Origin of the sequence: Micromonospora sp. NPDC047740, from assembly GCF_043204735.1 — a bacterium.
GTDB lineage: Bacteria > Actinomycetota > Actinomycetes > Mycobacteriales > Micromonosporaceae > Micromonospora.
Map to the genome: position 1 here is coordinate 74,532 of NZ_JBIDCT010000021.1, position 20,390 is coordinate 94,921.

The 20,390-nt window shown below is 70.9% G+C and carries 19 protein-coding genes; 3 read left to right on the forward strand and 16 right to left on the reverse strand.

Going from position 1 to position 20,390, the window contains the following annotated elements; genetic code table 11:
- Nucleotides 1–28: 28 nt before the first annotated feature.
- The 8 genes from ACGF4F_RS30735 to ACGF4F_RS30770 form a co-directional block, all read right to left on the reverse strand.
- Nucleotides 29–691: a C39 family peptidase gene (locus ACGF4F_RS30735; RefSeq protein ID WP_393082774.1), complete on the reverse strand. Its 663-nt coding sequence runs from the start codon at nt 689–691 to the stop codon at nt 29–31.
- A 67-nt stretch (nt 692–758) separates the two neighbouring features.
- Nucleotides 759–1,352: an NTP transferase domain-containing protein gene (locus ACGF4F_RS30740; protein WP_073836720.1), complete on the reverse strand. Its 594-nt coding sequence runs from the start codon at nt 1,350–1,352 to the stop codon at nt 759–761.
- A gap of 143 nt (nt 1,353–1,495) precedes the next feature.
- The gene (locus ACGF4F_RS30745; RefSeq protein ID WP_393082777.1) at nt 1,496–3,199 is read right to left on the reverse strand and encodes a bifunctional 3'-5' exonuclease/DNA polymerase; all 1,704 of its coding nucleotides are present in this window, start codon (nt 3,197–3,199) and stop codon (nt 1,496–1,498) included.
- Between the two features lie 37 nt (nt 3,200–3,236).
- On the reverse strand, nt 3,237–4,190 hold the full coding sequence (locus ACGF4F_RS30750) for a carbohydrate ABC transporter permease (RefSeq protein WP_073836722.1): 954 nt from the start codon (nt 4,188–4,190) through the stop codon (nt 3,237–3,239).
- Nucleotides 4,191–4,203: 13 nt separating this feature from the next.
- The gene (locus tag ACGF4F_RS30755) at nt 4,204–5,145 is read right to left on the reverse strand and encodes a carbohydrate ABC transporter permease (protein ID WP_393082781.1); all 942 of its coding nucleotides are present in this window, start codon (nt 5,143–5,145) and stop codon (nt 4,204–4,206) included.
- 22 nt (nt 5,146–5,167) lie between these two features.
- A complete protein-coding gene (ngcE, locus tag ACGF4F_RS30760) occupies nt 5,168–6,580 on the reverse strand; it encodes an N-acetylglucosamine/diacetylchitobiose ABC transporter substrate-binding protein (RefSeq protein ID WP_357441931.1) in 1,413 nt (470 codons plus the stop codon).
- Nucleotides 6,581–6,605: 25 nt separating this feature from the next.
- Nucleotides 6,606–7,355 carry an SIS domain-containing protein gene (locus ACGF4F_RS30765; RefSeq protein ID WP_357441933.1) on the reverse strand — a complete coding sequence of 250 codons (750 nt, stop codon included), beginning with the start codon at nt 7,353–7,355 and terminating at the stop codon, nt 6,606–6,608.
- Nucleotides 7,352–8,314: a MurR/RpiR family transcriptional regulator gene (locus ACGF4F_RS30770; RefSeq protein ID WP_357441935.1), complete on the reverse strand. Its 963-nt coding sequence runs from the start codon at nt 8,312–8,314 to the stop codon at nt 7,352–7,354. The genes ACGF4F_RS30765 and ACGF4F_RS30770 overlap by 4 nt, the downstream gene beginning before the upstream one ends.
- Nucleotides 8,315–8,616: 302 nt before the next feature.
- Between ACGF4F_RS30770 and ACGF4F_RS30775 the strand changes: the two genes are divergently transcribed.
- The gene (locus ACGF4F_RS30775; protein ID WP_393082785.1) at nt 8,617–9,873 is read left to right on the forward strand and encodes an RNA-guided endonuclease InsQ/TnpB family protein; all 1,257 of its coding nucleotides are present in this window, start codon (nt 8,617–8,619) and stop codon (nt 9,871–9,873) included.
- A 165-nt stretch (nt 9,874–10,038) separates the two neighbouring features.
- Nucleotides 10,039–11,016 carry an N-acetylglucosamine kinase gene (locus ACGF4F_RS30780; RefSeq protein ID WP_393082788.1) on the forward strand — a complete coding sequence of 326 codons (978 nt, stop codon included), beginning with the start codon at nt 10,039–10,041 and terminating at the stop codon, nt 11,014–11,016.
- Nucleotides 11,017–11,430: 414 nt separating this feature from the next.
- Here the strand turns inward: ACGF4F_RS30780 and ACGF4F_RS30785 are convergent, their stop codons facing one another.
- The 6 genes from ACGF4F_RS30785 to ngcE (ACGF4F_RS30810) form a co-directional block, all read right to left on the reverse strand.
- Nucleotides 11,431–11,862, reverse strand: a complete 432-nt coding sequence (locus tag ACGF4F_RS30785; protein WP_393082791.1) for an SRPBCC domain-containing protein — start codon at nt 11,860–11,862, stop codon at nt 11,431–11,433.
- Nucleotides 11,855–12,175: a metalloregulator ArsR/SmtB family transcription factor gene (locus tag ACGF4F_RS30790; RefSeq protein WP_357441941.1), complete on the reverse strand. Its 321-nt coding sequence runs from the start codon at nt 12,173–12,175 to the stop codon at nt 11,855–11,857. The genes ACGF4F_RS30785 and ACGF4F_RS30790 overlap by 8 nt, the downstream gene beginning before the upstream one ends.
- Nucleotides 12,168–12,542, reverse strand: a complete 375-nt coding sequence (locus tag ACGF4F_RS30795) for a glyoxalase superfamily protein (protein WP_357441943.1) — start codon at nt 12,540–12,542, stop codon at nt 12,168–12,170. The genes ACGF4F_RS30790 and ACGF4F_RS30795 overlap by 8 nt, the downstream gene beginning before the upstream one ends.
- Nucleotides 12,543–12,602: 60 nt before the next feature.
- Nucleotides 12,603–13,508 (reverse strand): carbohydrate ABC transporter permease, encoded by a 906-nt coding sequence (locus ACGF4F_RS30800; protein ID WP_357441944.1) that lies wholly within the window; start codon nt 13,506–13,508, stop codon nt 12,603–12,605.
- Nucleotides 13,505–14,410, reverse strand: coding sequence for a sugar ABC transporter permease (locus ACGF4F_RS30805; RefSeq protein WP_357441946.1), 906 nt, complete (start codon nt 14,408–14,410; stop codon nt 13,505–13,507). Before ACGF4F_RS30805 ends, ACGF4F_RS30800 begins: the two co-directional genes overlap by 4 nt.
- 66 nt (nt 14,411–14,476) lie before the next feature.
- A complete protein-coding gene (gene ngcE / locus ACGF4F_RS30810; protein ID WP_393082796.1) occupies nt 14,477–15,892 on the reverse strand; it encodes an N-acetylglucosamine/diacetylchitobiose ABC transporter substrate-binding protein in 1,416 nt (471 codons plus the stop codon).
- Nucleotides 15,893–16,100: 208 nt separating this feature from the next.
- Here ngcE (ACGF4F_RS30810) and ACGF4F_RS30815 point away from each other — a divergent pair, with 208 nt between their 5' ends.
- On the forward strand, nt 16,101–17,477 hold the full coding sequence (locus ACGF4F_RS30815; protein WP_357441950.1) for an acyltransferase: 1,377 nt from the start codon (nt 16,101–16,103) through the stop codon (nt 17,475–17,477).
- On the opposite strand, the gene ACGF4F_RS30820 is transcribed toward ACGF4F_RS30815, so the two are convergent.
- Both ACGF4F_RS30820 and ACGF4F_RS30825 read right to left on the reverse strand, forming a co-directional pair.
- Complete coding sequence (locus ACGF4F_RS30820) at nt 17,449–18,945, reverse strand: CoA-acylating methylmalonate-semialdehyde dehydrogenase (protein ID WP_393082799.1); 1,497 nt, start codon at nt 18,943–18,945, stop codon at nt 17,449–17,451. The genes ACGF4F_RS30815 and ACGF4F_RS30820 overlap by 29 nt on opposite strands.
- Nucleotides 18,942–20,249 (reverse strand): aspartate aminotransferase family protein, encoded by a 1,308-nt coding sequence (locus ACGF4F_RS30825; RefSeq protein ID WP_357441953.1) that lies wholly within the window; start codon nt 20,247–20,249, stop codon nt 18,942–18,944. Before ACGF4F_RS30825 ends, ACGF4F_RS30820 begins: the two co-directional genes overlap by 4 nt.
- Nucleotides 20,250–20,390: the final 141 nt, after the last annotated feature.

Here is a 20,390-nt window from a genome sequence, read left to right on the forward strand (position 1 = left end):
GCCACGCGGCGCACGACGGCCCGATGCGTCAGATCTTCGGTGAGATGGTCGTAATGTCGCCGGGCACCTCGGCGGCGTTCGCCGCGGTGATCAGCTCATCGAGCGTCATGTCGTGGGTGGTCGCGTCACACGGGTCCCAGACCTTGAAGGTGCTGGTGTACTCACCCGTCGCACCGGCGCTGCTGTCGACCGATCCATACCCATAGATCATCACGTAGTGGCGGAGCAGGCCGCTGCCGCCGGACGTGCCCCAGGGCAGCAGCTGCGGCTTAACCAGCAGGATCGACGGCTGGCCCTGCTTGATGCCGCGGCGGACCCGGTCGATGCCGTACTCCAGCGGCAGGTTGCTGTCGCCGAACGAGTACCACCCGTACAGGTCGTAGCCCATGCCGATCGGGGTGTGACCCGACAGGGTGGCCGCCATGTCCGACGGCAGCGTGGCGGTGGAGCTGGTGTGAGACTGGCTGGCCAGCTCGTTCTGGCTGGGCACCGTCGAGATGCCCATGCTCGCCGCGGCGGCCTGCAGGGTCCCCGGGCCGCAGTAGTTGCCCTTCTCCTGCGCCCAGCCGCGCAGCTTCAGCACGCCGGTGTGCAGCTCCGGACACTCACTGCCGCCGGAGGTGACGGTCGCGTCGGCGTCCGCGCCGCCGACGTCCTCACCAATGAGGATCTGCGCGACATCCAGAGCCATCAACCCGTAGTTGATAAACGGCCGGGCGCAGACCTGGATGGAGAGCGCCGCATTTCGACCGAGGTACTCAGACGCCGACGCGCTGCTCGGGGATGGAGAGGCCGTAGAGCGCCATCAGCTCCGGGCTGTCGATCCGGCTGCCGTCGGCCACTGAGTCGCAGGAGATGTCGACGATCTGATCCTTGTGCGCTAGCAGGTACGGCCGGGCCCCGACGTCGGCGCTGGCCAGGGTCGCGATCCCGGACCAGTGCCGGCGACCGAACACCATCGGGTAGCCGCGCAGTCCGTCGTAGGTGGCGCAGACCAGCACGTCCGGGTACGGCAGGGCGGCCACCCGGCGGACCGCGCCGGTGGTGAGCCCGGGCATGTCCACCGGCACCACCACGACCGCCTCGATCCCCTCGTCGGTCAGCGCGGCCAGCCCGGCCCGGATCGAGGAGCCCACCCCGGTCCCCCAGGCCCGGTTGACCACCACGGTGGCCGCGGTCAAGTCCGCCGTCTCGCGGACCTGGTCGGCCGCCGCGCCCAGCACGACCACGACCTGCTCGCAGCCCGCCTCGCGCATCGTGTCGACCAGCTGGCTCAGCAGGGGCTTCTCCCCCTGGTGCAGCAACGCCTCGGGTCCGCCGATTCGACGGCCCCCACCAGCGGCGATGATCATTCCTGCGATCCGGTTCAGCGGTGCCCCCTCGACCAGGGGGACGGACCGGGGGCAGCCGCGCCCGGTCCGTCCCGTCGTACGCACACCGGACCAACGAGCGCCACCGGGAGCGGGTAGCGGGGCAAAACGGAAATTTGTGGTGACTATGCCGCGTCGGCGTAGCAGTCGACGATGGACAGGTCGAGCGGAAACCGGACCGGAGTGTCCCCGAAGAGCAGCCCGGCGGCCCGGGCGCCCGCGGCGGTGACCGCCGCCGCCACCGTCTCGGCCTGCTCGGCCGGGCAGTGCACCATCACCTCGTCGTGCTGGAAGAACACCAGCTCGGCCCCGGTGCCGGCCAGCGCGGTGCGCAGGGTGGCCAGCAACGTGGCCGCCCACTCGGCGGCGGTGGCCTGGATGACGAAGTTGCGGGTGAACCGGCCCCGGGACCGGGCCGCCCGGGCCCGGGGGCCCTGCGGGTCCGCCCCGGCGTCCGGGTCCGCCTCCTCCCCGTCACCGAAGCCCACCGACCCGGGCGGGCAGGTACGCCCCAACCACGACCGCACCAGCCCGCCCGCCTCACCGGTGCGGGCGGCCGCCTCGACGTATCCGAACGCCGTCGGGTAGTTGCGCTTGAGCACCGCGAGGGCGGGCACCGCCGCGCCACCGGTCTGCCCGTACATGGCGCCGAGCAGGGCCACCTTGGCGCGGGCCCGGTCACCGGCGAAGGCGTCCCGGGCCAGGGCGGCGTAGAGGTCCCCGGCGCCACCGGCGGCGGCAAGCCGGTCGTCCCCGGAGACCGCGGCGAGCACCCGGGGTTCGAGCTGCCCCGCGTCGGCCACCACGAACGCCCAGCCCGGGTCGGCCACCACCGCACGCCGGATCACCTTCGGGATCTGCAACGCGCCGCCGCCCCGGGTGGCCCAGCGGCCGGAGACCACCCCGCCGGGCACGTACTCGGGATGGAACCGGCCGCCGGAGACCCAGGCGTCCCGCCACGCCCAGCCGTGCGCCGTCCAGATCCGGTAGAGCTCCTTGTATTCGAGCACCAGCGGCACCGCCGGGTGCTCCACCCCGCGCAGCACCCAGGCCCGGGTGTTCGGCAGCTCCACGCCGGCCCGGGCGAACGCCTTCAGCAGCTCGGCCGGGGAGTCGGCGTGCAACTGGCGGACGCCGAACGCGTCGGCGATCCGGGCGGCCAGCTCGGCCAGCCGGCGGGGCGGCCCGCCGACCGGCGACGCCTCGCCGAGCAGGTCGGCGAGGATCGCGTCGTGCACGTCGGCGCGCCACGGCAGGCCGGCCGCCCCCATCTCGGCGGCGATCAGCGCACCGGCCGACTCGGCGGCGACCAGCAGCCGGAACCGGCCGGGCTGCGCGGTCGCAGCGATCCGGTCGAGCTGGTCCGCGTACACCCGGGTCAACGCCTCGATGCCCGGGCCGGGCGGGCCGGACGGCGGGTCGAAGAGCGCGCCCTGGCCGTGACCGGGGGGTTCCGCCGGGCGGGGCGCCGGGTCGGGCGGCACCGGCGCGCCGGTGAGCCGGGCCCAGGCGGCGGCGAGCGACCGGGGCTCGCCCCAGCGGCCCGCGTACCCGAGCAGCAGCGCCTCGGTGAGCTCGACGTCGTGGCAGCGGTCCAGCCGTACGCCGGCGCGCAGCAGCGCCGGGTAGAGCGGGGCGCCGGTGGCCCAGACCCAGCGGGGACGGCCGGCGGCCTCCCGGGCGGCCACCGCGGCGGCGAGGTCGGCGACCGGCTCGGCCGGGCCGGCGGGTCGGCCGGCAGGGTCGAGGGGTTGCAGCACTCCCCCGCCCCGCTCGTCCGACACCACCGCCACCAGCACGGACGCGATTCTGCCTCGCCCCTCCGACACTCGCCGCGCCCCGTTCGACCAGGCGAGGGGCGGGGGCTTACTTGCCGACGCCGGCGGTGAGGCCGGACTGGACCTGGCGCTGGAACACGATGTACACGATCAGGACCGGCAGCATGGCCATGGTGACGCCGGCGAAGAGGCCGGACCAGTCGGACTTGTAGCCCTGGTTGACGGAGAGTTCGATCAGTCCCTGGGAGAGCACCTGATGCTTCGGTTCGCCGGCCACCGACTGCATGAGCAGGGTCGGCAGGTACCACTGGTTCCACTGGCCGAGCACGTTGAAGATGCCGATGCTGATCAGGCCCGGCTTGGCCATCGGCAGCATCACGCTGAAGAAGGTCCGGGTGTGCGAGGCCCCGTCGACCATGGCCGCCTCGGCGATCGAGTCGGGCAGCGTCCGGAAGAACGAGTGCATGAAGAAGATCGTGAACGACAGCGACCAGGCGACGTAGACCACGATCAGCATGAGGTGCTTGTTCGGGCCGAGCAGCGGGAAGGTGATTCCCATGTTGTAGACGCCCTTGAACAGCGGCACCGCTGCCAGGTAGATCGGCAGGGTCAGGCCGGAGAGGAACATGTAGTAGATCAGCCGGTTGCCGCGGAACTCGTAGCGCGCCAGGGCGTACGCGGCCATCGAGCCGAGCAGCATGGTCAGCGTGACGCTGCCGGCCAGCACCAGCACCGTGTTGAGGAAGAACGACCCGAGGTGTCCCTCGGTCCAGGCCCGGGCGAAGTTGTCCCAGTGCAGCTTGCTCGGGATCAGGGAGAGCGGCTCGCGGATGACCTCCGAGTCGTTCTTGAGTGCCGACATCACCACCCACACCAGCGGGTAGACCACCATCAGGGCCCAGACCACCAGGAACAGGTGGGAGAAGCCGTTGAAGATCCGGGCACCCACTCCGGCCCGGCGGGCGTCGGCCCGCCGTACGGGCGCCGGGCGGGACGGGCTGGCCTGGTCGGCCCGGCCGAGACCATGCGTCGCCGTGCTCATCGTCACGCCTCCTTCAGTACTCGATGCGGTCACGACGGGTGATCCTCAACTGCAGCGCGGCGAGCAGGATCGTGAAGATGGCCAGCGCGACACCCATCGCGCAGGCGTAGCCGTACTGGCCCTTCTGGAACGCGGTGAAGTTGAGCACCGACGCGAAGATCTCGCTGGCATGGTTCGGGCCGCCCTGGCTCGGGGTCATGACGAAGACCAGGGCGTACATGTCCAGCGCGATGAAGCCCAGGTAGACCCAGGCGACCGAGATGGTGTCCCGCAGCAGCGGCAGGGTGACCCGGAAGAAGGTGTGGAACCGGTTCGCGCCGTCCAGGATCGCCGCCTCAAAGATGTCCTTCGGGATCGACTGCATCGCCGCGGAGAAGAGCACCATGTAGAAACCGGCCCCGCTCCACACCGCGATGAGCAGCAGCCACCACAGCACCGCCGGTACGCCGAGGAAGGGCTCCGGATCGGCGGTGAACGCGATCGGGTTGTCCGCGTCGACCAGTCCGATCTTGATGAGCATCCCGTTGATCAGGCCCTGACCGTCGGTCCGGTAGATCTGCTGCCACATGACGGCGATGACCACCAGCGACAGCACCTGCGGGAAGAAGAAGATGATTTTGTAGAGGCCGGAGCCGACCACCCCGCGGATGCCGGCCCTGTCCTCGCGTCCGCCCACATTGAGCAGGAACGCGAGGAACAGGGCCAGCGCGATGGTGAACAGCGGCACGGTGACCAGGAAGAAGACGTTGTGCCAGAAAGCCTTCCGGATCAGCTCGTCGGAGAGCAGCCGGACATAGTTGTCCAGCCCGACGAAGTTCTGGGAGCCCGAGAACCCACCCCAGTCGGTCAGCGAGTATCCCGCCGCCTGCACGAACGGCCACACCACGTAGAACAGGTACAGCGCGACAGGCAGGGCCAGGAAGCCCGTGACGAAACGCGCGACTCCGTGCCGCATTGGACTGCCTCTCTCGAACGGATCAGGCGGTGCGGGTCTGCTTCTTGATCGACGAGTCCTTGGCGACCTTGTCGGCGGCCGTCTGCATCTTGTCGATGAACTGCTGCGCGGTGAGCCGGCCGGCCATCAGCTCCTCGGAGAGGTTCTGGCTCTCCTTGTCCAGGTCGGCGTAGAAGTCCTGGAACTTGACCGAGATGAGCTCGCTGCCGCCGTTCTTCATCAGGGCGTTCGCGCTGGACAGCGCCGAGTCCTGCACGTTGTCGCCGGAGCCCTTGGTGGAGGCCAGCGACTTGGTCAGCTCGGCGAACTTGGCCGAGCCCTCCTTCGACAGGATCGCCCGCAGGAACTCCTTGGCGGCGGCCTTGTTGGGGGCCTTGCTCGGCACGACGAAGCCCTCGCCGGAGGCGGCGAACACGTCCTTCGGCGCCTTGTCGCCCGGGTTGGACCAGTAGTCGGAGATCGTGAGCTCGAAGCCCGGCGGGATGGTCGCCGACATCTCGTTCTTCAGCCAGGTGCCGACCTGGATGAACGCCGCCTTGCCGTCGAGCCAGGCCTGCTGCGACTGGGTGTGGTCGAGCTTGCCCGGCAGCAGCAGCTTGTCCTTGACGAGCTTCTCCCACGGCTCCAGCGCCTTGAGGACGCCGTCGGCCTTCCACGCGTTGTCCTTGAGGTTGTCGATGTCGACGACCACCTGCTTGCCCGCAGACTTCCAGATGCTCGCCATCAGCGCCCACCGGGGGTAGTAACCGTGGACCGCGTCGTGGACGTAGGGCGCCATGCCCTTGGCCTTGATCTTCGGAGCGAGCGCGAAGAACTCGTCCCAGGTCGTGGGCGGCTGCCAACCCTCCTTCTTGAACAGGGCGGCGTTGTACCAGTTGCCCCAGACCGTGAACGCCACGTTGACGACGTAGAACTTGCCGTTCTGCGTGCCGTCGGACACCGTGCCGGGCAACAGGGTGTCGGCGACGGTGCCCTCGCCGTCCCACGCCGGGGCGGTGAGCAGGTCGTCGAGCGGCTCGATGGCACCCTCGTTGATCAGCGTGCTGCGGTCCATCATGTCCGCACCCGAGTTCATCACCAGGTCACTCGGCTGCGTCGCCATCTTCGGCTGCTCTTCGGTCTTGATCTTCTGAGTCGAGCTCATGTTGACCGTGACGTTGGCGTGCTTGGCGTTGAAGATGACCTTGTCTTCCTTCGCCCACTGGTCACCGAGGCCACCGTTGAAGATGACCACCTTGACCGCGCTGCCGTCCTTGACGCCGAACGGGTTGTCCTTGCTCTTCGCGCCGCCGGTGTCGTCGGACTTTTTCGGCTCGCTGCCGGCGCAGGCGCTGAGCAGGCCCATCGCCGGGGTGGCGAGCAGGCCGGCCGCGGCGGCCCGCCGCAGCAGCGTCCGCCGGCTGAGGTCGCCGAGGTTCTCGGGAGTAACCGACATCTTCGTCTCTCCTTGTGGTGTCGGGTCAGGCGGTGCGCCGGAGGCGCCCGGCGTACCGCGACTCGAGGGCGAGGTTGTGCTCGTCCCCACCGGGGACGTTGGCGGAGAGGTAGATAGGGGGTACCTCTCCGGCCTGGTGGAACCGTCGTACGACCTCGGCGGTCAGCAGCTGCGCCAGCAGCGCCGCGGTGACCGACGAGACCGCACAGACCGCGCCGCCGCCCTCGAGCGGCAGCAGTGCGTCGCCGTACGGCGCGCCGTTGTCCAGCACGACGTCGGCGAGGTCGGCGAGCCGGTGCCCGGACGGGTGCCGCGGGGCGACCCGTGCCGTGTGCTCGACCGAGGTGACCGCGATCAACGGATGGCCGTGCGCCCGGACCAGCGCCGCCAGCTCGACCACCGAGCCGTTGATGCCGGACTGGGAGGCGACCACGAACACGTCCTCGGGCTGCGGCGCCGCGAGGGCGTAGAGCTGGTGCGCCACGGCCGGGTCGCGTTCCAGCTTGGGGTCGGCGAGCACGTCGCGGGGCGCGTCACCGTGCAGCACGAGGTCGTGCAGGGAGAGTCGGTTGGTGGGCACCAGCCCGCCGGCCCGGGCCACCAGCTCGGCGGCGAACGCCTCGGAGTGGCCGGCGCCGAAGGCCTGGAGCACCCCGCCGGCGCGCAGCCCGGCGGCGATCAGGTCGGCGGCCCGGTCCACCGCCGCCGCCTGCGTGTCGACCAGCCGGTCGAGCACCGGCCGGACGGCGTCCGCGTAGCGCTGGGCGCTGATCATGAAGTGCCCCCCTTCGCGGCCTTGTGTCCATCGACGGCCTGGGCGGTACGCCGGAAGGCCGCGTGGGCGCGGTCGTGGGTGCGCTGCGCCACGGCGATGTAGAGCAGGTCGAGCACGACGAGCTGAGGGTGCCGGGCGGAGAGCGCGTCGGGCCGGAAGGTGGTGGCCTGGCTGGCGGTGACCAGCACGATGTCGGCAAGCTCGGCCAGCGGCGAGCGGGGGAAGCCGGTCAGCGCGACCGTGGTGGCGCCCCGGCTGCCCGCCTCCGCGAGCAACTCGATGGTCTCCCGGGTCTGCCCGGTGTGCGAGATGCCCAGCGCCACGTCGCCGACACCGAGCAGGGCGGCGCTGGCCAGCCCCTCGTGCACGTCGCTCCAGGCCCAGGCGGCCACCCCGATGCGGTGCAGGCTGAACTGCATCTCCTCGCCCACCAGCGCGCTGCCGCTGGCGCCGAAGATGTTCACCCGGCTCGCGCCGGCGATGGCCACCGCCGCCTTCTCCACCTCGGCGAGGTCGAGCAGCGCGGCGGTGTCGTGCATGGCGCGGGTGTCGGCGGCCATGATCTGGTCGAGGACCCGGGACAGTGGGTCACTGGGCTGGATCTCCCGGCCGATGTCGACGGTCCAGCCCGCCGAGCGCGCCCGGCCTGTCTCCGCGGCGATGCCGAGCCGCAGGTCGGCGTAGCCCTCGAAGCCCATCGCCCGGCAGAACCGGGTGATGGTTGCCGGTGAGGTGCCGCTGCGCTCCGCCAGTTCCACGATGGTGGCCCGGGCCGCCGCCTCCGGGTCGCTGAGCACGTGCTCGGCGACCCGGCGCAACGCGCCCGTCAGCTCCCCGGCCCCGGCCCGGACCCTGGCCAGCACCCCGTCGGAGGAGACCGCCACCGCACCCCGCCGGTCGACCGCGTCGGCGTCGACCACCGCGGTCCCCGCGGGGGTGTCCACCTCGTGATCAACCATGGGACGCCTTTCGGAAAGAGTGTTTACTGTTAGTGGTAAAAGTTCTTACTAAGCACCCCTCCCTGTCAAGACCGTGGGCGAAATTTTTCAACGAGATCTAGTGAAGAATCGCGGTCGTCAGGCCGGGAGGAAGCGCCCAGGGGGCCCGGGTGCCTCTGGTTGGCGATGTACTCCTTGCCTGCGACCCGGTCGTTCTCGCCAGTGAACTCGGCCAGCTCGGCTCCCAAGTCGCGCGCACGTCGGCCATCACCTGCTGACGAGGGGCGAGCATCGCCTCATCGAGTACACCGCGGCGATCTTTGGTGACGAAAACCAGATGCACGTGCAGGTTGGAAACCCGCCGCGGCCTCGCCGGACATGCGGGTCCGACGTTTCATCATGATGATGGGCCGATCGGTATACTGTGGACGGTGTGGATCGTTGTTCAGGTGCGGTTGTTCCCTGACGCTGGCCAGGAGGCGGCGTTGCGGGACACGCTGGCCCTGTGCAACGAGGCCGCTAATGTCGTCTCGGTCGAGGCGTATCAGGGGCGGGTGTTCGGCAAGCAGGCGTTGCAGCGGCTCACCTACGGCCGGTTGAAGGCGATGGGGTTGTCGGCTCAGCCGGCGATCCACGTCGCCCGCAAGGTCGCCGGCGCGTACGCCACCCTGAACGCCAACATCCGCGCCGGCAACCTCGGCAAGCCCGGGTCGAAACGCCGCCGCAACGCTGAGGGGAAGCCGGTCGGATTCCGCCGGGACGCCGCGCAGCCGTTCGACGACCGCTGCCTGTCCTGGCAGATGCGGTCCCGCACGGTGTCCATCTGGACGACAGCGGGCCGGCAGGCCCGTATCCGGTTCGGCTGCTCTGACGGGCAGTACGCGGTGCTGTCCGCCTACCGAAAGGGCGAGTCTGACCTGGTGTGCCGTGACGGCAAGTGGTACCTGTACGCCACCTGCGACATTCCCGATGTCGAGGTGAAAGAGCCTGACGGGTTCCTCGGTGTGGACCTGGGCCTCGCGAACATCGCCACCACCAACGACGGCACCCGACACAGCGGCAAGGGTTTGAACCGGGTGCGGCACCGTAACCAGCGGCTGCGGACCAAGCTCCAGCGTATCGGCACCAAATCGGCCAAGCGGCTGTTGAAGGCCCGCCGCCGTAAGGAAGCCCGGTTCGCGGCCGACACCAACCATCGCATCGCCAAGCAGATCGTGACCGAGGCCGAACGCACCGGCCGCGGCATCGCCCTGGAAAACCTCACGGGCATCCGCGACCGGGTACGGCTCCGACGGCCCCAGCGGGTCACCCTGCACACGTGGGCATTCCACCAACTCGGCCAGTACATCGCCTACAAAGCCGCCCGGGCCGGGCTGGCCCTCGTCCACGTGGACCCGGCGTACACCTCGCAGGGCTGCTCCGCCTGCGGGCACATCGCCAAGGCCAACCGGCCCAACCAGACCACCTTCCGATGCACGTCGTGCGGCTTCGCTGAGCACGCCGACGTGAACGCAGCCCGCAACATCGCCACCCGCGGTGCCACGGACTGGGCAGCCGTCAGCCTGCCAAACGCGGCGTGACCGATGCAGCCAGCACCGACCACGATCCGCAAGCTCAGCCCTTCAAGGCCGAGAAGCTGACACTGTTACCTGGCGCACAGCCCGAGGGGGCGGTGGATCTTGCCTAAGCGACCCGGGCGGACCAGCATGAAGGGGCACAACGCCCGAGCACAGGGAGGCCAGCCGATGTCCGACACCGTCGTGGTCGGCCTCGACGTCGGGGGTACGTCCACCCGCGCCGCCGCCGTCAGCCTCGACGGCGTACGGCTCGGCACGGGCCGGGCCGGCGGCGGCAACCCGACCAGCCACGGTGCCGAGCGGGCCGCCGCCGAACTGCTCGCCGCGCTGCGCGCCGCGCTCGCCGACGTCGACCCGACCCGGGTACGCGCCGGCGTGATCGGGCTGGCCGGGGCCGGCCGGCTCCTCGCCGACCCGCAGGGGCGGGCCGCCTTCGACCAGGCCTGGTGCGACGCGGGTCTGTGCTGCCCGTACGCGGTGCACGGCGACGCGCTGGTGGCGTACGCCTCGGGCACCGCGGCCCCGGACGGCACCGTGCTCATCGCGGGCACCGGCGCGATCGCCGCCCAGGTGCGCGACCTGCGCCTGGACCGCACCGCGGACGGGCACGGCTGGCTGCTCGGCGACGCCGGCTCGGGCTTCTGGGTCGGCCGGGAGGCGGTCCGCCGGCTGCTGTCCGACCTGGACCGCGCCGACCCGCCCGGCGAGCTGGCCCGTCTGGTGCTCGCCGAGCTGACCGGCTCGGCCGAGGTGGCGGCCCGGCCGCGGGCGACCGCCGAGGCGGTCGTGCAGGCGGTGACCCGGCGACCGCCGGTGGAGCTGGCCCGGCTCGCGCCGCTGGTGGTGACCGCGGCCGGGGCGGGCGAGCCGACCGCCCGGGCGCTGATCGGCGAGGCCGCCGTGCTGCTCGCGGAGAACGCGGCCCGGATCCGGCCGCCCGGCGCGGCCGACCCGGTGGTGCTCGGCGGCGGGCTGCTCACCGGGGACACTCCGCTCGGCGCCGCGGTCCGTGCCGAGCTCGCCCGCCGGTGGCCGGACGCGCCGCTGCACACGGCCGGCGACGGGGCCGCAGCGGCCGCCTGGCTCGCCGCCCGCGACCTGCCCGAGGTCACCGACCCGGCAGCCCTGCACGCCCTCCTGGTTTGACGACCACCTGACCCCCGTGCCCCTCGGCCCCGCGCTGCCCCTGCGGGCGACGGGCGACGGCGGACCACAACCCCACTCCGCCTTTGGACCTGACATCACCACCGACTCACGACGGAGGCCGATCCCGCATCCCGCGGTCGGTCCCCTGAGTCGTTGGAGCCGTCAGCTCCAAAGCGCCTCGAGGAACCATCACCGCCAGGAACGGCGAGATGGTGTGGCCCCACCTGCGAACTTGATGACGCAGCCGACTCAGCGTGGAGTCTGCCCCGCGCGGCACCGCCGACCCGGGGCCTGAATCGTTCACGTCATCAAGTTCGTAGCATGCGAAGCGGCACCCGCCCTCGGCGCCGCGGAGGCCTGGAGGGCGGGAAGCCTTGGAGTGCGGGAAGGCTCGGAGGGCGGGAAGGCGCGGGGTCAGGGCAGGGCGGTGAGGGTCTGCTCGAGGCGGCGCCAGACGTGACTGCGCCAGCCGCCGTCAAGGAGCGTGAACGTGCGCCGCTGCACCGGGTCGTCCGGGTCGAAGCCGGAGTGTTCCAGGAACAGCCGGGTGCCCCGCCCCTCGGGCACTAGCGTCCAGCTGACCACGGTGTCCAGGCGGCCGCCCCGCCAGGCCCAGCGCAACCGGCGCGGCTCGTCCAACTCCAGCACCTCGCAGTGGACCAGGCCGTCGAAGCCCTGACCGGGGCGCGGGGTGGTGCGGAAGCTGAACCGGTGTCCTGGCACGGGCCGGAAGTCGTTCGGCATGAGCCAGCGGGCCAGCAGATCAGAATCGGTCAGCGCTCGCCAGACCTTGGCCGGCGGGTGGGGCAGGAACTGGTCGAGGGCGATCGCCGTCGACTCAGTCATCGGGCAGCCCGTCCAGCACCTCGCGCAGGTCGGCCAGGCGGGCCCGCCAGAACTGCTCGTACGGGCCGAGCCAGTCGGCCACCTGGCGCAACGGCTCGGGCCGCAGTGCGTAGAACCGCTGCCGGCCGACCGGCTGTTCGGTCACCAGGCCGGCGTCCTTGAGCACCCGCAGGTGCTCGGAGAGGCTGGGCCGGCGCATCTCGAAGTGGTCGGCGAGCCGCTGCACCGGCTGTTCACCCCGTTCGAGCAGCAGCCGGAGCACCTCCCGCCGGGTGGGGTTGGCCAGCGCCGCGAAGACGTCCCCCTCAGACACGGGTGGCCTGGAGCACGATGCCGTTGCCGTCCGGGTCGTCGAAGGTGACGTACCGACCCCAGGGGGCGGTCTGGATGCCGTCGTCGGCGAAGACGACGCCCCGCTCGCGCAGCCGGGCCACGTCGGCGTCGAGGTCGTCGGTCTCCAGCACCAGGCCCTTGAGCGAGCCGGGTGGCATGGTGGGGAACCAGGTGACCAGGGTCAGCGCCGTCGCGGCGCCCTTCGGGGCGACCTGGACCCAGCGACCGCCGGGCCCCATCGGGTTGTCCCAGACGAGGTCGAAGCCGAGGACGTCGAGGTAGAAGTCGCGGGCCCGGTCCTGGTCGCTGACAGGCACGGAGAGGAGCTGCACGTGGGTCACGGTCATGCCACCACAATAGGTAGGAGATTTCCTACCGGTCAAGTCAAAGGGCGGGTAGCCGCCACCTCATTTGAGCTGGCCGGCGGTGAGTCCGGCCTGGATCTGCCGCTGGAACACCGCGTAGACCACCAGCACCGGCAGCGTGGCGATGGTCAGGCCGGCGAACAGGCCGCTGAAGTCCCCCTGATAGCCCTGGCTGACCGCGAGCGCGGAGAGTCCCTGGGCCAGGACGTACTTCGAGGGGTCACCCTCGAGGAGCACCGCCGGCAGGAGGAACTGGTTCCAGTGGCTCAGGAAGTTGAAGATCGCTACACTGATCAGTCCCGGACGGGCCATCGGCAGCATCACCCGGAAGAAGAGCCGGAAGTGACCACACCCGTCGATCAGGGCCGCCTCGGCGACCGCGGTCGGCAGGGTGCGGAAGAACGCGGTCAGGAAGAACACCGTGAACGGCAGCGAGTACGCCGCGTACACCAGAATGAGGCCGGGCCAGGTGCCGAGCAGGCCGGCGCTGCGGACGACGAAGAAGAGCGGCACGAGGGCGAGGAAGACCGGGAACATCATGCCGCCGACGAACAGGTAGTAGACGATCTGCCGGCCCCGGAACTCGTAGCGCGCGAAGACGTACGCCGCGGTCGCGCCGAGCAGCATCGTCAGTGTGAGCGAGCCGGCCACCACGATCGCGCTGTTGAGGAAGTACCGACCGATGTGCGCCTCGGTCCAGGCCCGGGCCCAGTTCTCCAGGCGCAGCGCGCCGGGCAGCCCCCACGGGTCGGCGAGGATCTCGCCGTCGCTCTTGAACGAGCTGAGGAACATCCAGAGCAGCGGCAGCACGGTCAGCGCGGCCCAGACCAGCAGGAAGGCGTGCGACGCCACGTTCACCACGCCCAACTCGGGGCGGGCCGGGCCCGGGGCGCGACGGGCCGGGCCCGGCTCCGCGCCCGTCGCGGCGGGCTTGTCCAGGGTGGTCATGAGTGCTCGATCCTCTCGCGTCGTGCGGCCCGCAGCGCCAGCACCGCCACCGTGAGGGTCAGGAAGAACATCACCACGCCGATCGCCGTGGCGTACCCGAACTTGTTATCGCTGAAGGCGGTCTCGTACATCCGCAGCCCGACCACGTCCGAGGAGAAGTTCGGTCCACCGTTCGTCATCTGCTGGACGAGGATGAAGCCGTCCAGCGCCGCGATGGCCAGGTAGATCCAGGCGACCTGCACGGTGTCCCAGAGCAGCGGCACCGTGATCCGGCGCAGCGTGACCCAACGGGACGCGCCGTCGAGAAGCACCGCCTCGTAGATGTCCCGCGGGATGGCGGACATCGCCGCGCCGAAGAGCACCACGTAGAAGCCGACGTTGCTCCACACCATCACCGCCAGCACGCACCAGAAGGCGGTGCGCGGATCGCCGAGCCAGGTCGGCGCGGGCAGGCCGAGAGCGCGCAGCGCGCCGTTGAGCAGGCCGTTGTTCGGGTGGTAGATCTCCTTCCAGAGCAGCGCGATGATCACCACCGAGAGCACCTGCGGGAAGAAGTAGACCAGCCGGTAGAAGGCGCTGCCGCGGACCCCGGACACTCCAGCCCGGTCGCTCCGACCGCCCATCGAGAGCATGGTGGCGAAGAACAGGCCGAGACCGATGGTCAGCACCGGCACCACGGCGAGCAGGACGGCGTTGTTGCCGATCGCGTTCCACACCCGGTCGTCGTGCAGCATGGTGCGGAAGTTGGCCAGACCGACCGGGTCGGCCTTGGCCGAGTAACCCAGCCAACTCGTCGTCGAGATCTGGAACGCCTGCAGGTACGGCGAGATCACGAACAGGACGTAGAGCGCCAGCGGCGGCACCAGGAACGCGATGATCAGCGGGTACTTGCCATGTCGCACGAGGGGGATCCTCCTCCAACGGGCCAGGAAGGTGGGGGCGGGCCGACGCCCGCCCCCACCAGCTGGCTACGCGGCCCGCTTGTACTTCTTGATCGAGCTGTCCTGGGCGATCGAGTCGGCGCCCTTCTGGCACTGGTCGAGGAACTCGGCCGGGCTGATCCGCCCGCTGAAGAACTCGCCGCACGCGGCGTCGACGAGCTCCCGCTCCAACTTTCGGTAGTAGCTGTTGTAGACCCAGTTGAAGCCGTTGGAGCCGGACGCGTCCAGCGCCTTCGACACGGTGGCCAGGCCGAACGGCAGCTCGACGCCCTCGGTGGCGCCGGCGACCACGGGCAGGCTGGAGACCTTCTTGGTGAAGTCCTGGGCGCCCTTCTTGGAGAGCATCACCCGCAGGTACTCCAGGCCGCCGGCGAGGTTCTTGGCCTTGGCCGGGACGATGAACGGCTCGCCCGCGGTGCCCCGGATCGCCTCGAACGGCAGCTTGTCGCCGGCCCCCAGGCTGGGCGTGGGCACGACGGTCATGTTGAAGCCGGCCGGGGTGACCTTCGCCTGCTCGTTCTCCAGCCAGGAGCCGCAGGAGACGAAGGCGGCCTTGCCCTGGCTCCAGGCCGTCTGCGACTGGATATGGTCCAGGCCCGCCGAGCCGTCCAGGATGTACTTGTCCTTGACGATCTGGTACCACGCGTCGGCGGCCGCCTTCATCGCGTCGGACTTCCAGGCGTTCGGCTCCAGGTTGTCGATCGCCACGCCGACCGACGGACCGCCGAACTTGATCGCGGTGGAGATCACCGGCCAGCTCATGTAGCGGGGGTGCACGCCGGGGTAGGTCCAGGGGGCGATGCCGGCGGCCTTGATCTGCTTGCAGAGCGCGATGTGGTCGTCCCAGGTCTTGCCGTACTGCCAACCCCGATCAGTGAAGAGCTTGGTGGAGTACCAGATGCCGTACGCCGTGTACGTGTAGTTGACGACAAGGAACTTCCCGTCGTACGAGCCGACCTCGACAGTGCCGGGCAGCAGCGTGTCGCGCACCTTCTTGCCTGGGATGTCGAGGCTTGGGGCGTCGAGCAGCTCGCCCAGGTCGGCGATGGCGTTCTGGCTGACCAGGCCGTTGAAGTCGATCTGGTCCTTGCCGGAGTTGTTCACCACGTCCGGCGGGCTGCCGTCCACGAAGCGCGGCTGCAGGGCCTTGCCGATCTCCTGGGTCGCCGAGTGCTTGATCTCCGCCTTCGGGTACTTCTCCTTGTACATGGCCTCGTGGGCCTTGGCGTACTCCTCGCCGAAGCCGCCGTTGAAGATCACCACATCGAGCGGGGCGTCCTCCTTGACGCCGAGCGGGTTCTGCTCGCTCTTGGTGCCCTTGTAGGTGTCGGTGTCCTTCTTGTCGTCGCCGCCGGAGGTGGCGCAGCCGGCGAGCAGGCCGACGGCGGGGGTGGCCAGCAGGCTGGCGGCGACGGTGCGCCGCAGGATCTCACGCCTGTTCATCGCATCTCCTCGGTTCGGGTACGGGCGGCCCGCCGAGGGTGGGGGTACGGCGGCCGCGACGTCGAGGCACGGTGGGGTTACGCGTTGCTTGTCTTCACTTCATTCCGTATTACTGAAGAATTTCTACGACAGGAGGGCGCGGACCACAAGACCCGACGACCGAACCGTTATCACCACGGACAAACTTCAGCTGGCATAACCTGGCGCCATGCGCCGCCTGCGGCAGCTCGCCGAGCGCACACCGCCCAGCCGGGAGCGCTACGCCGACCTGCTCCGGGCACTCGCCATCACCCTGGTCGTCCTCGGCCACTGGATCATCAGCGTGATCGGGCGTGACCAGGCCGGACACCCCACCGGGCACTCCGCGCTGGGCGACCTCCCCTGGGCCTGGCCGCTGACCTGGGGCGTCCAGGTGATGCCGGTCTTCTTCCTGGTCGGGGGTTACGCCAACGCCGCCGCGCTGACATCCTGGCGATCCCGAGGTGGGGACGCCACCGGCTGGCTGATCGACCGCAGCAGCCGATTGATCCGTCCCACCACCGCGCTGCTGGTGGTGCTGGCGGCCGGCGCGGCGGTGGCCCGGCTGCGCGGCGCCGACGCCGTCGAGATCCGCACGGTGGTCTGGTTCGCCACCATCCCGCTCTGGTTCCTCGTCGCCTACCTGGTGGTGGTCCCGCTGACCCCCGTCATGTACGCGCTGCACCGCCGCGCCGGCCTGGTCGTACCGCTGGTGCTGGTCGGGCTGGTCGCGCTCGGCGACCTGGGCCGGATCCTCGGTCCGGACAGGCTGGCCACCGGGAACTACCTCTTCGGCTGGCTGGCCGTCCACCAGCTCGGCTTCGCCTGGTACGACGCCCGGCGCGCGAGCCAGGCATCGGGCGGGGGTGACGGCGACCGGCCCGGACTGCGCCGGCGACGGCTGCCCACCTCGCGGCACGCCGGGGCGGTGCTGCTGCTCGTGGGGCTGGTCGCGCTGGTGCTGTTGACCCGCGTCGGGCCGTACCCGGTGGCGATGCTGAACGTGCCGGGCGAGCGCCTGGACAACACCGCCCCGCCCAGCCTGGCGCTGCTCGCGGCGGCCACCGCGCAGCTCGGGCTCATCCTGCTGCTGCAGAATCCGGCGCGACGGTGGCTGCGCCGCCGCGGCCCCTGGCAGGCGGTGATCGCGGTGAACGCGGTCGTGCTGACCGTCTTCCTCTGGCACCTGACCGCCGCCGTCCTGCTGGTCGGCCTGCTGGACACCCTGGGGGTGCTGCCCACCCCGCAGGGCGCCACGGCGGCCTGGTGGGCCTGGCGGGTGCCCTGGCTGCTCGCCCTCGCCGTGGTGCTGGCCGCGCTGGTCGCCGTGTTCGGTCCGATCGAAGCCCGCACCCGGCGGCACGCCCCGGCGAGCACCGCCGGCCCGATCCGGACCGCACTGGTCGCGATCGGCTACGCGGGCCCGGTCGCCGGGCTGCTGATGAACAGCCTCACCGGCAAGACCGCGCCGGAGCCACTGGGGCTGCCCGCCCCGGCGCTGGTGGCGTACCTGGCCGGGGCGGCGGTGCTGCGACTGCTCAGGTCTGGGTGGGGAAACCGAGGTTGACCCCGCCGTGCCGGGGGTCGAGCCAGCGACTGGTGACCACCTTGCCGCGGGTGAAGAAGGCCACCCCCTCAGCGCCGTGCGCGTGCAGGTCACCGAAGAGCGACGCCTTCCAGCCACCGAACGAGTAGTACGCCATCGGCACCGGGATCGGCACGTTGATGCCGACCATGCCGACCTCCACCTCGTGCTGGTACCGCCGGGCGGCCCCGCCGTCGTTGGTGAAGATCGCCGTGCCGTTGCCGTACGGGTTGGCGTTCACGAGGTCGACCGCCTCGTCGTACGAGCCGACCCGCACGACGCTGAGCACCGGACCGAAGATCTCGTCGGTGTAGATCGACATCTCCGGGGTGACGTGGTCGAAGAGAGTCGGGCCGAGCCAGAACCCCCCGCCGTCCCCCTCCGGGGTGACGTCCCGCCCGTCCACCACCGGCACCGCGCCGGCCGCGATCCCGGACTCCACGTAGCCGCGGACCCGCTCGGCGTGCGCGGCGGTGACCAGCGGACCCATGTCGCAGCCCCGCCTGCCGTCCCCGGTACGCAGCCGGGCCATCCGCTCGGCGATCTTCGCGACCAGGGCGTCGGCGACGGGCTCCACCGCGACCAGCGCGGAGATCGCCATGCACCGCTCCCCCGCCGAGCCGAAGCCGGCGTTGACCGCCGCATCGGCGGCCAGGTCGAGGTCGGCGTCGGGAAGCACCACCATGTGGTTCTTCGCCCCGCCCAGCGCCTGCACCCGCTTGCCGGCCAACGCGGCGCGCTGGTGCACGTACCGGGCCACCGGGGTGGACCCGACGAACGACACCGCCTTGACCCCGGGGTGATCGAGCAGGGCGTCGACCGCCTCCTTGTCGCCGTTGACCACGTTGAGCACACCGTCCGGCAGGCCCGCCTCGCTGAACCACTCGGCCAGCAGCAGCGCCGCGCTCGGGTCCTTCTCGCTGGGCTTGAGCACCACCGCGTTGCCACAGGCGACGGCGACCGGCACGAACCAGAGCGGAACCATCGCCGGGAAGTTGAACGGCGAGATCACCGCCACCACCCCCACCGGCTGGCGCAGGCTGTACGAGTCGACCTCGGTGGAGACGTTCTCGCTGAAGCCGCCGCGCAGGGCGGACGGGATGCCGCAGGCGTACTCGATCACCTCCAGGCCCCGCTGCACCTCGCCGGCGGCGTCCGCGAGCACCTTGCCGTGCTCGGCGGTAATCGCCTCGGCGAGCCGGTCACGCCGGGCGTGGACCAGCTCGCGGAAGGCGAACAGCACCGCCGTCCGCTTGGCCAGCGACGCGTCCCGCCAGGCCCGCCCGGCCCGCTCGGCGGCCTCCACCGCGCCCGCCACGTCGGCGGCGGAAGCCAGCGCCACCAGCCCGGTACGCCGGCCGGTGGCCGGGTCAAAGACGTCCCCGCGCCGCTCCGAGTCGCCGACCACCCGCTTGCCGTCGACGAAGTGCCCGATGACCGTCGTGCTCACGCCGCCACCTCCGCCGCCGCGCAACTACGGATCGCGTCGACCAGGATGGCCAGGCCCTCCCGCGCCTCGTCCTCGGTCAGCGTCAGCGGCGGGCCCATCCGCACCACGTTGCCGTAGAGGCCGCCCTTGCCGACCAGCAGACCGCCGGCCCGGCACGCCTCGAAGACCCGGGCGGTGAGCGCCGGGTCGGGCTCGCCGGTGCCCGGCCGGACGAACTCGACGCCGAGCATCAGGCCCTTGCCGCGGACCTCGGCGACGCAGTCGAGGTCGGCCAGCGCGGCCCGCAGGCCGTCACCGAGGATCGCGCCCACCCGCTCGGCGTTCGCCTGCAGGTCGTGCTCGAGCAGGTAGTCGAGGACCGCGTTGCCGGCCGCCGTAGAGATCGGGTTGCCGCCGAAGGTGGAGAAGCTGATCGCCGGCACCGCCTCCAGCACGTCGGCCCGGCCGACCACGCCGGCCAGGGCGAAGCCGTTGCCGATGCCCTTGGCGAAGGTGAGCAGGTCCGGGGTGACGCCGTGCGCCTGGTAGCCCCAGAAGTGCTCGCCGGTCCGCCCCCAGCCGGTCTGCACCTCGTCGCTGATCAGCAGAATGCCATGCTCGTCGAGCACCTTCTTCCAGCCCGCGAAGAGCCCGTCCGGGCCGTGCACGAACCCGCCGACGCCCTGGATCGGCTCGGCGATCAGGCAGGCCACGTCGCCGGCGGTCTGGGTGACGAGCACCTCGCGCAGGTCCTCCACCGCCGCGTCGATCCGGTCCGCCTCGTCGAGCCGGGCCAGCAGACCGCGCAGCCGCTCGCCGGAGTGCAGCCAGGCCACCTGGAGCGGGTTGAGCGCGCTCGCCGACCAGCTGCGGTTGCCGGTCACGCCCATCGCCGCGTACGACCGGCCGTGGTAGCTGTTGCGCACCGCGAGAATCTGGTGCGAGCGGCGGTAGTTGGTGGCCACCAGCAGCGCCGCCTCGTTCGCCTCCGTACCGGAGTTGGTGAAGAAGACCCGCGCGTCGGGGATGCCGGAGACCCGGGCGATCTTCTCGGCCAGCTCCACCTGCTGCCGGATCAGGTAGAGGGTCGAGCTGTGCACGATGCCGGTGCGCAACTGCCGCTCCACCGCGTCCCGGATCTCCGGGATGTCGTAACCGATCATGTTGGTCAGCACGCCGCCGAAGAAGTCCAGGTAGCTGCGGCCCTGGGCGTCGGTCACCCGGCGGCCCGAGCCGCCGACCAGCTCGATCGGTTCGGCGTAGTAGAGCGGCATCCAGGACGGGAGCACGGCCCGGTGCCGGGCCAGCAGATCGTCGGAGGTCATCGTCGCACCCTTCAGCGGCGGTTGGTCCTCGCACGCTCTCACCACCCGATGAGGGGAACAACTGTCACTGTGTAGCGCAGCGAGCCCGCCCGCCTAACACCGCGTCAACCGTCCCGCTGCGGTTTCCGCAGTCGAACCCGG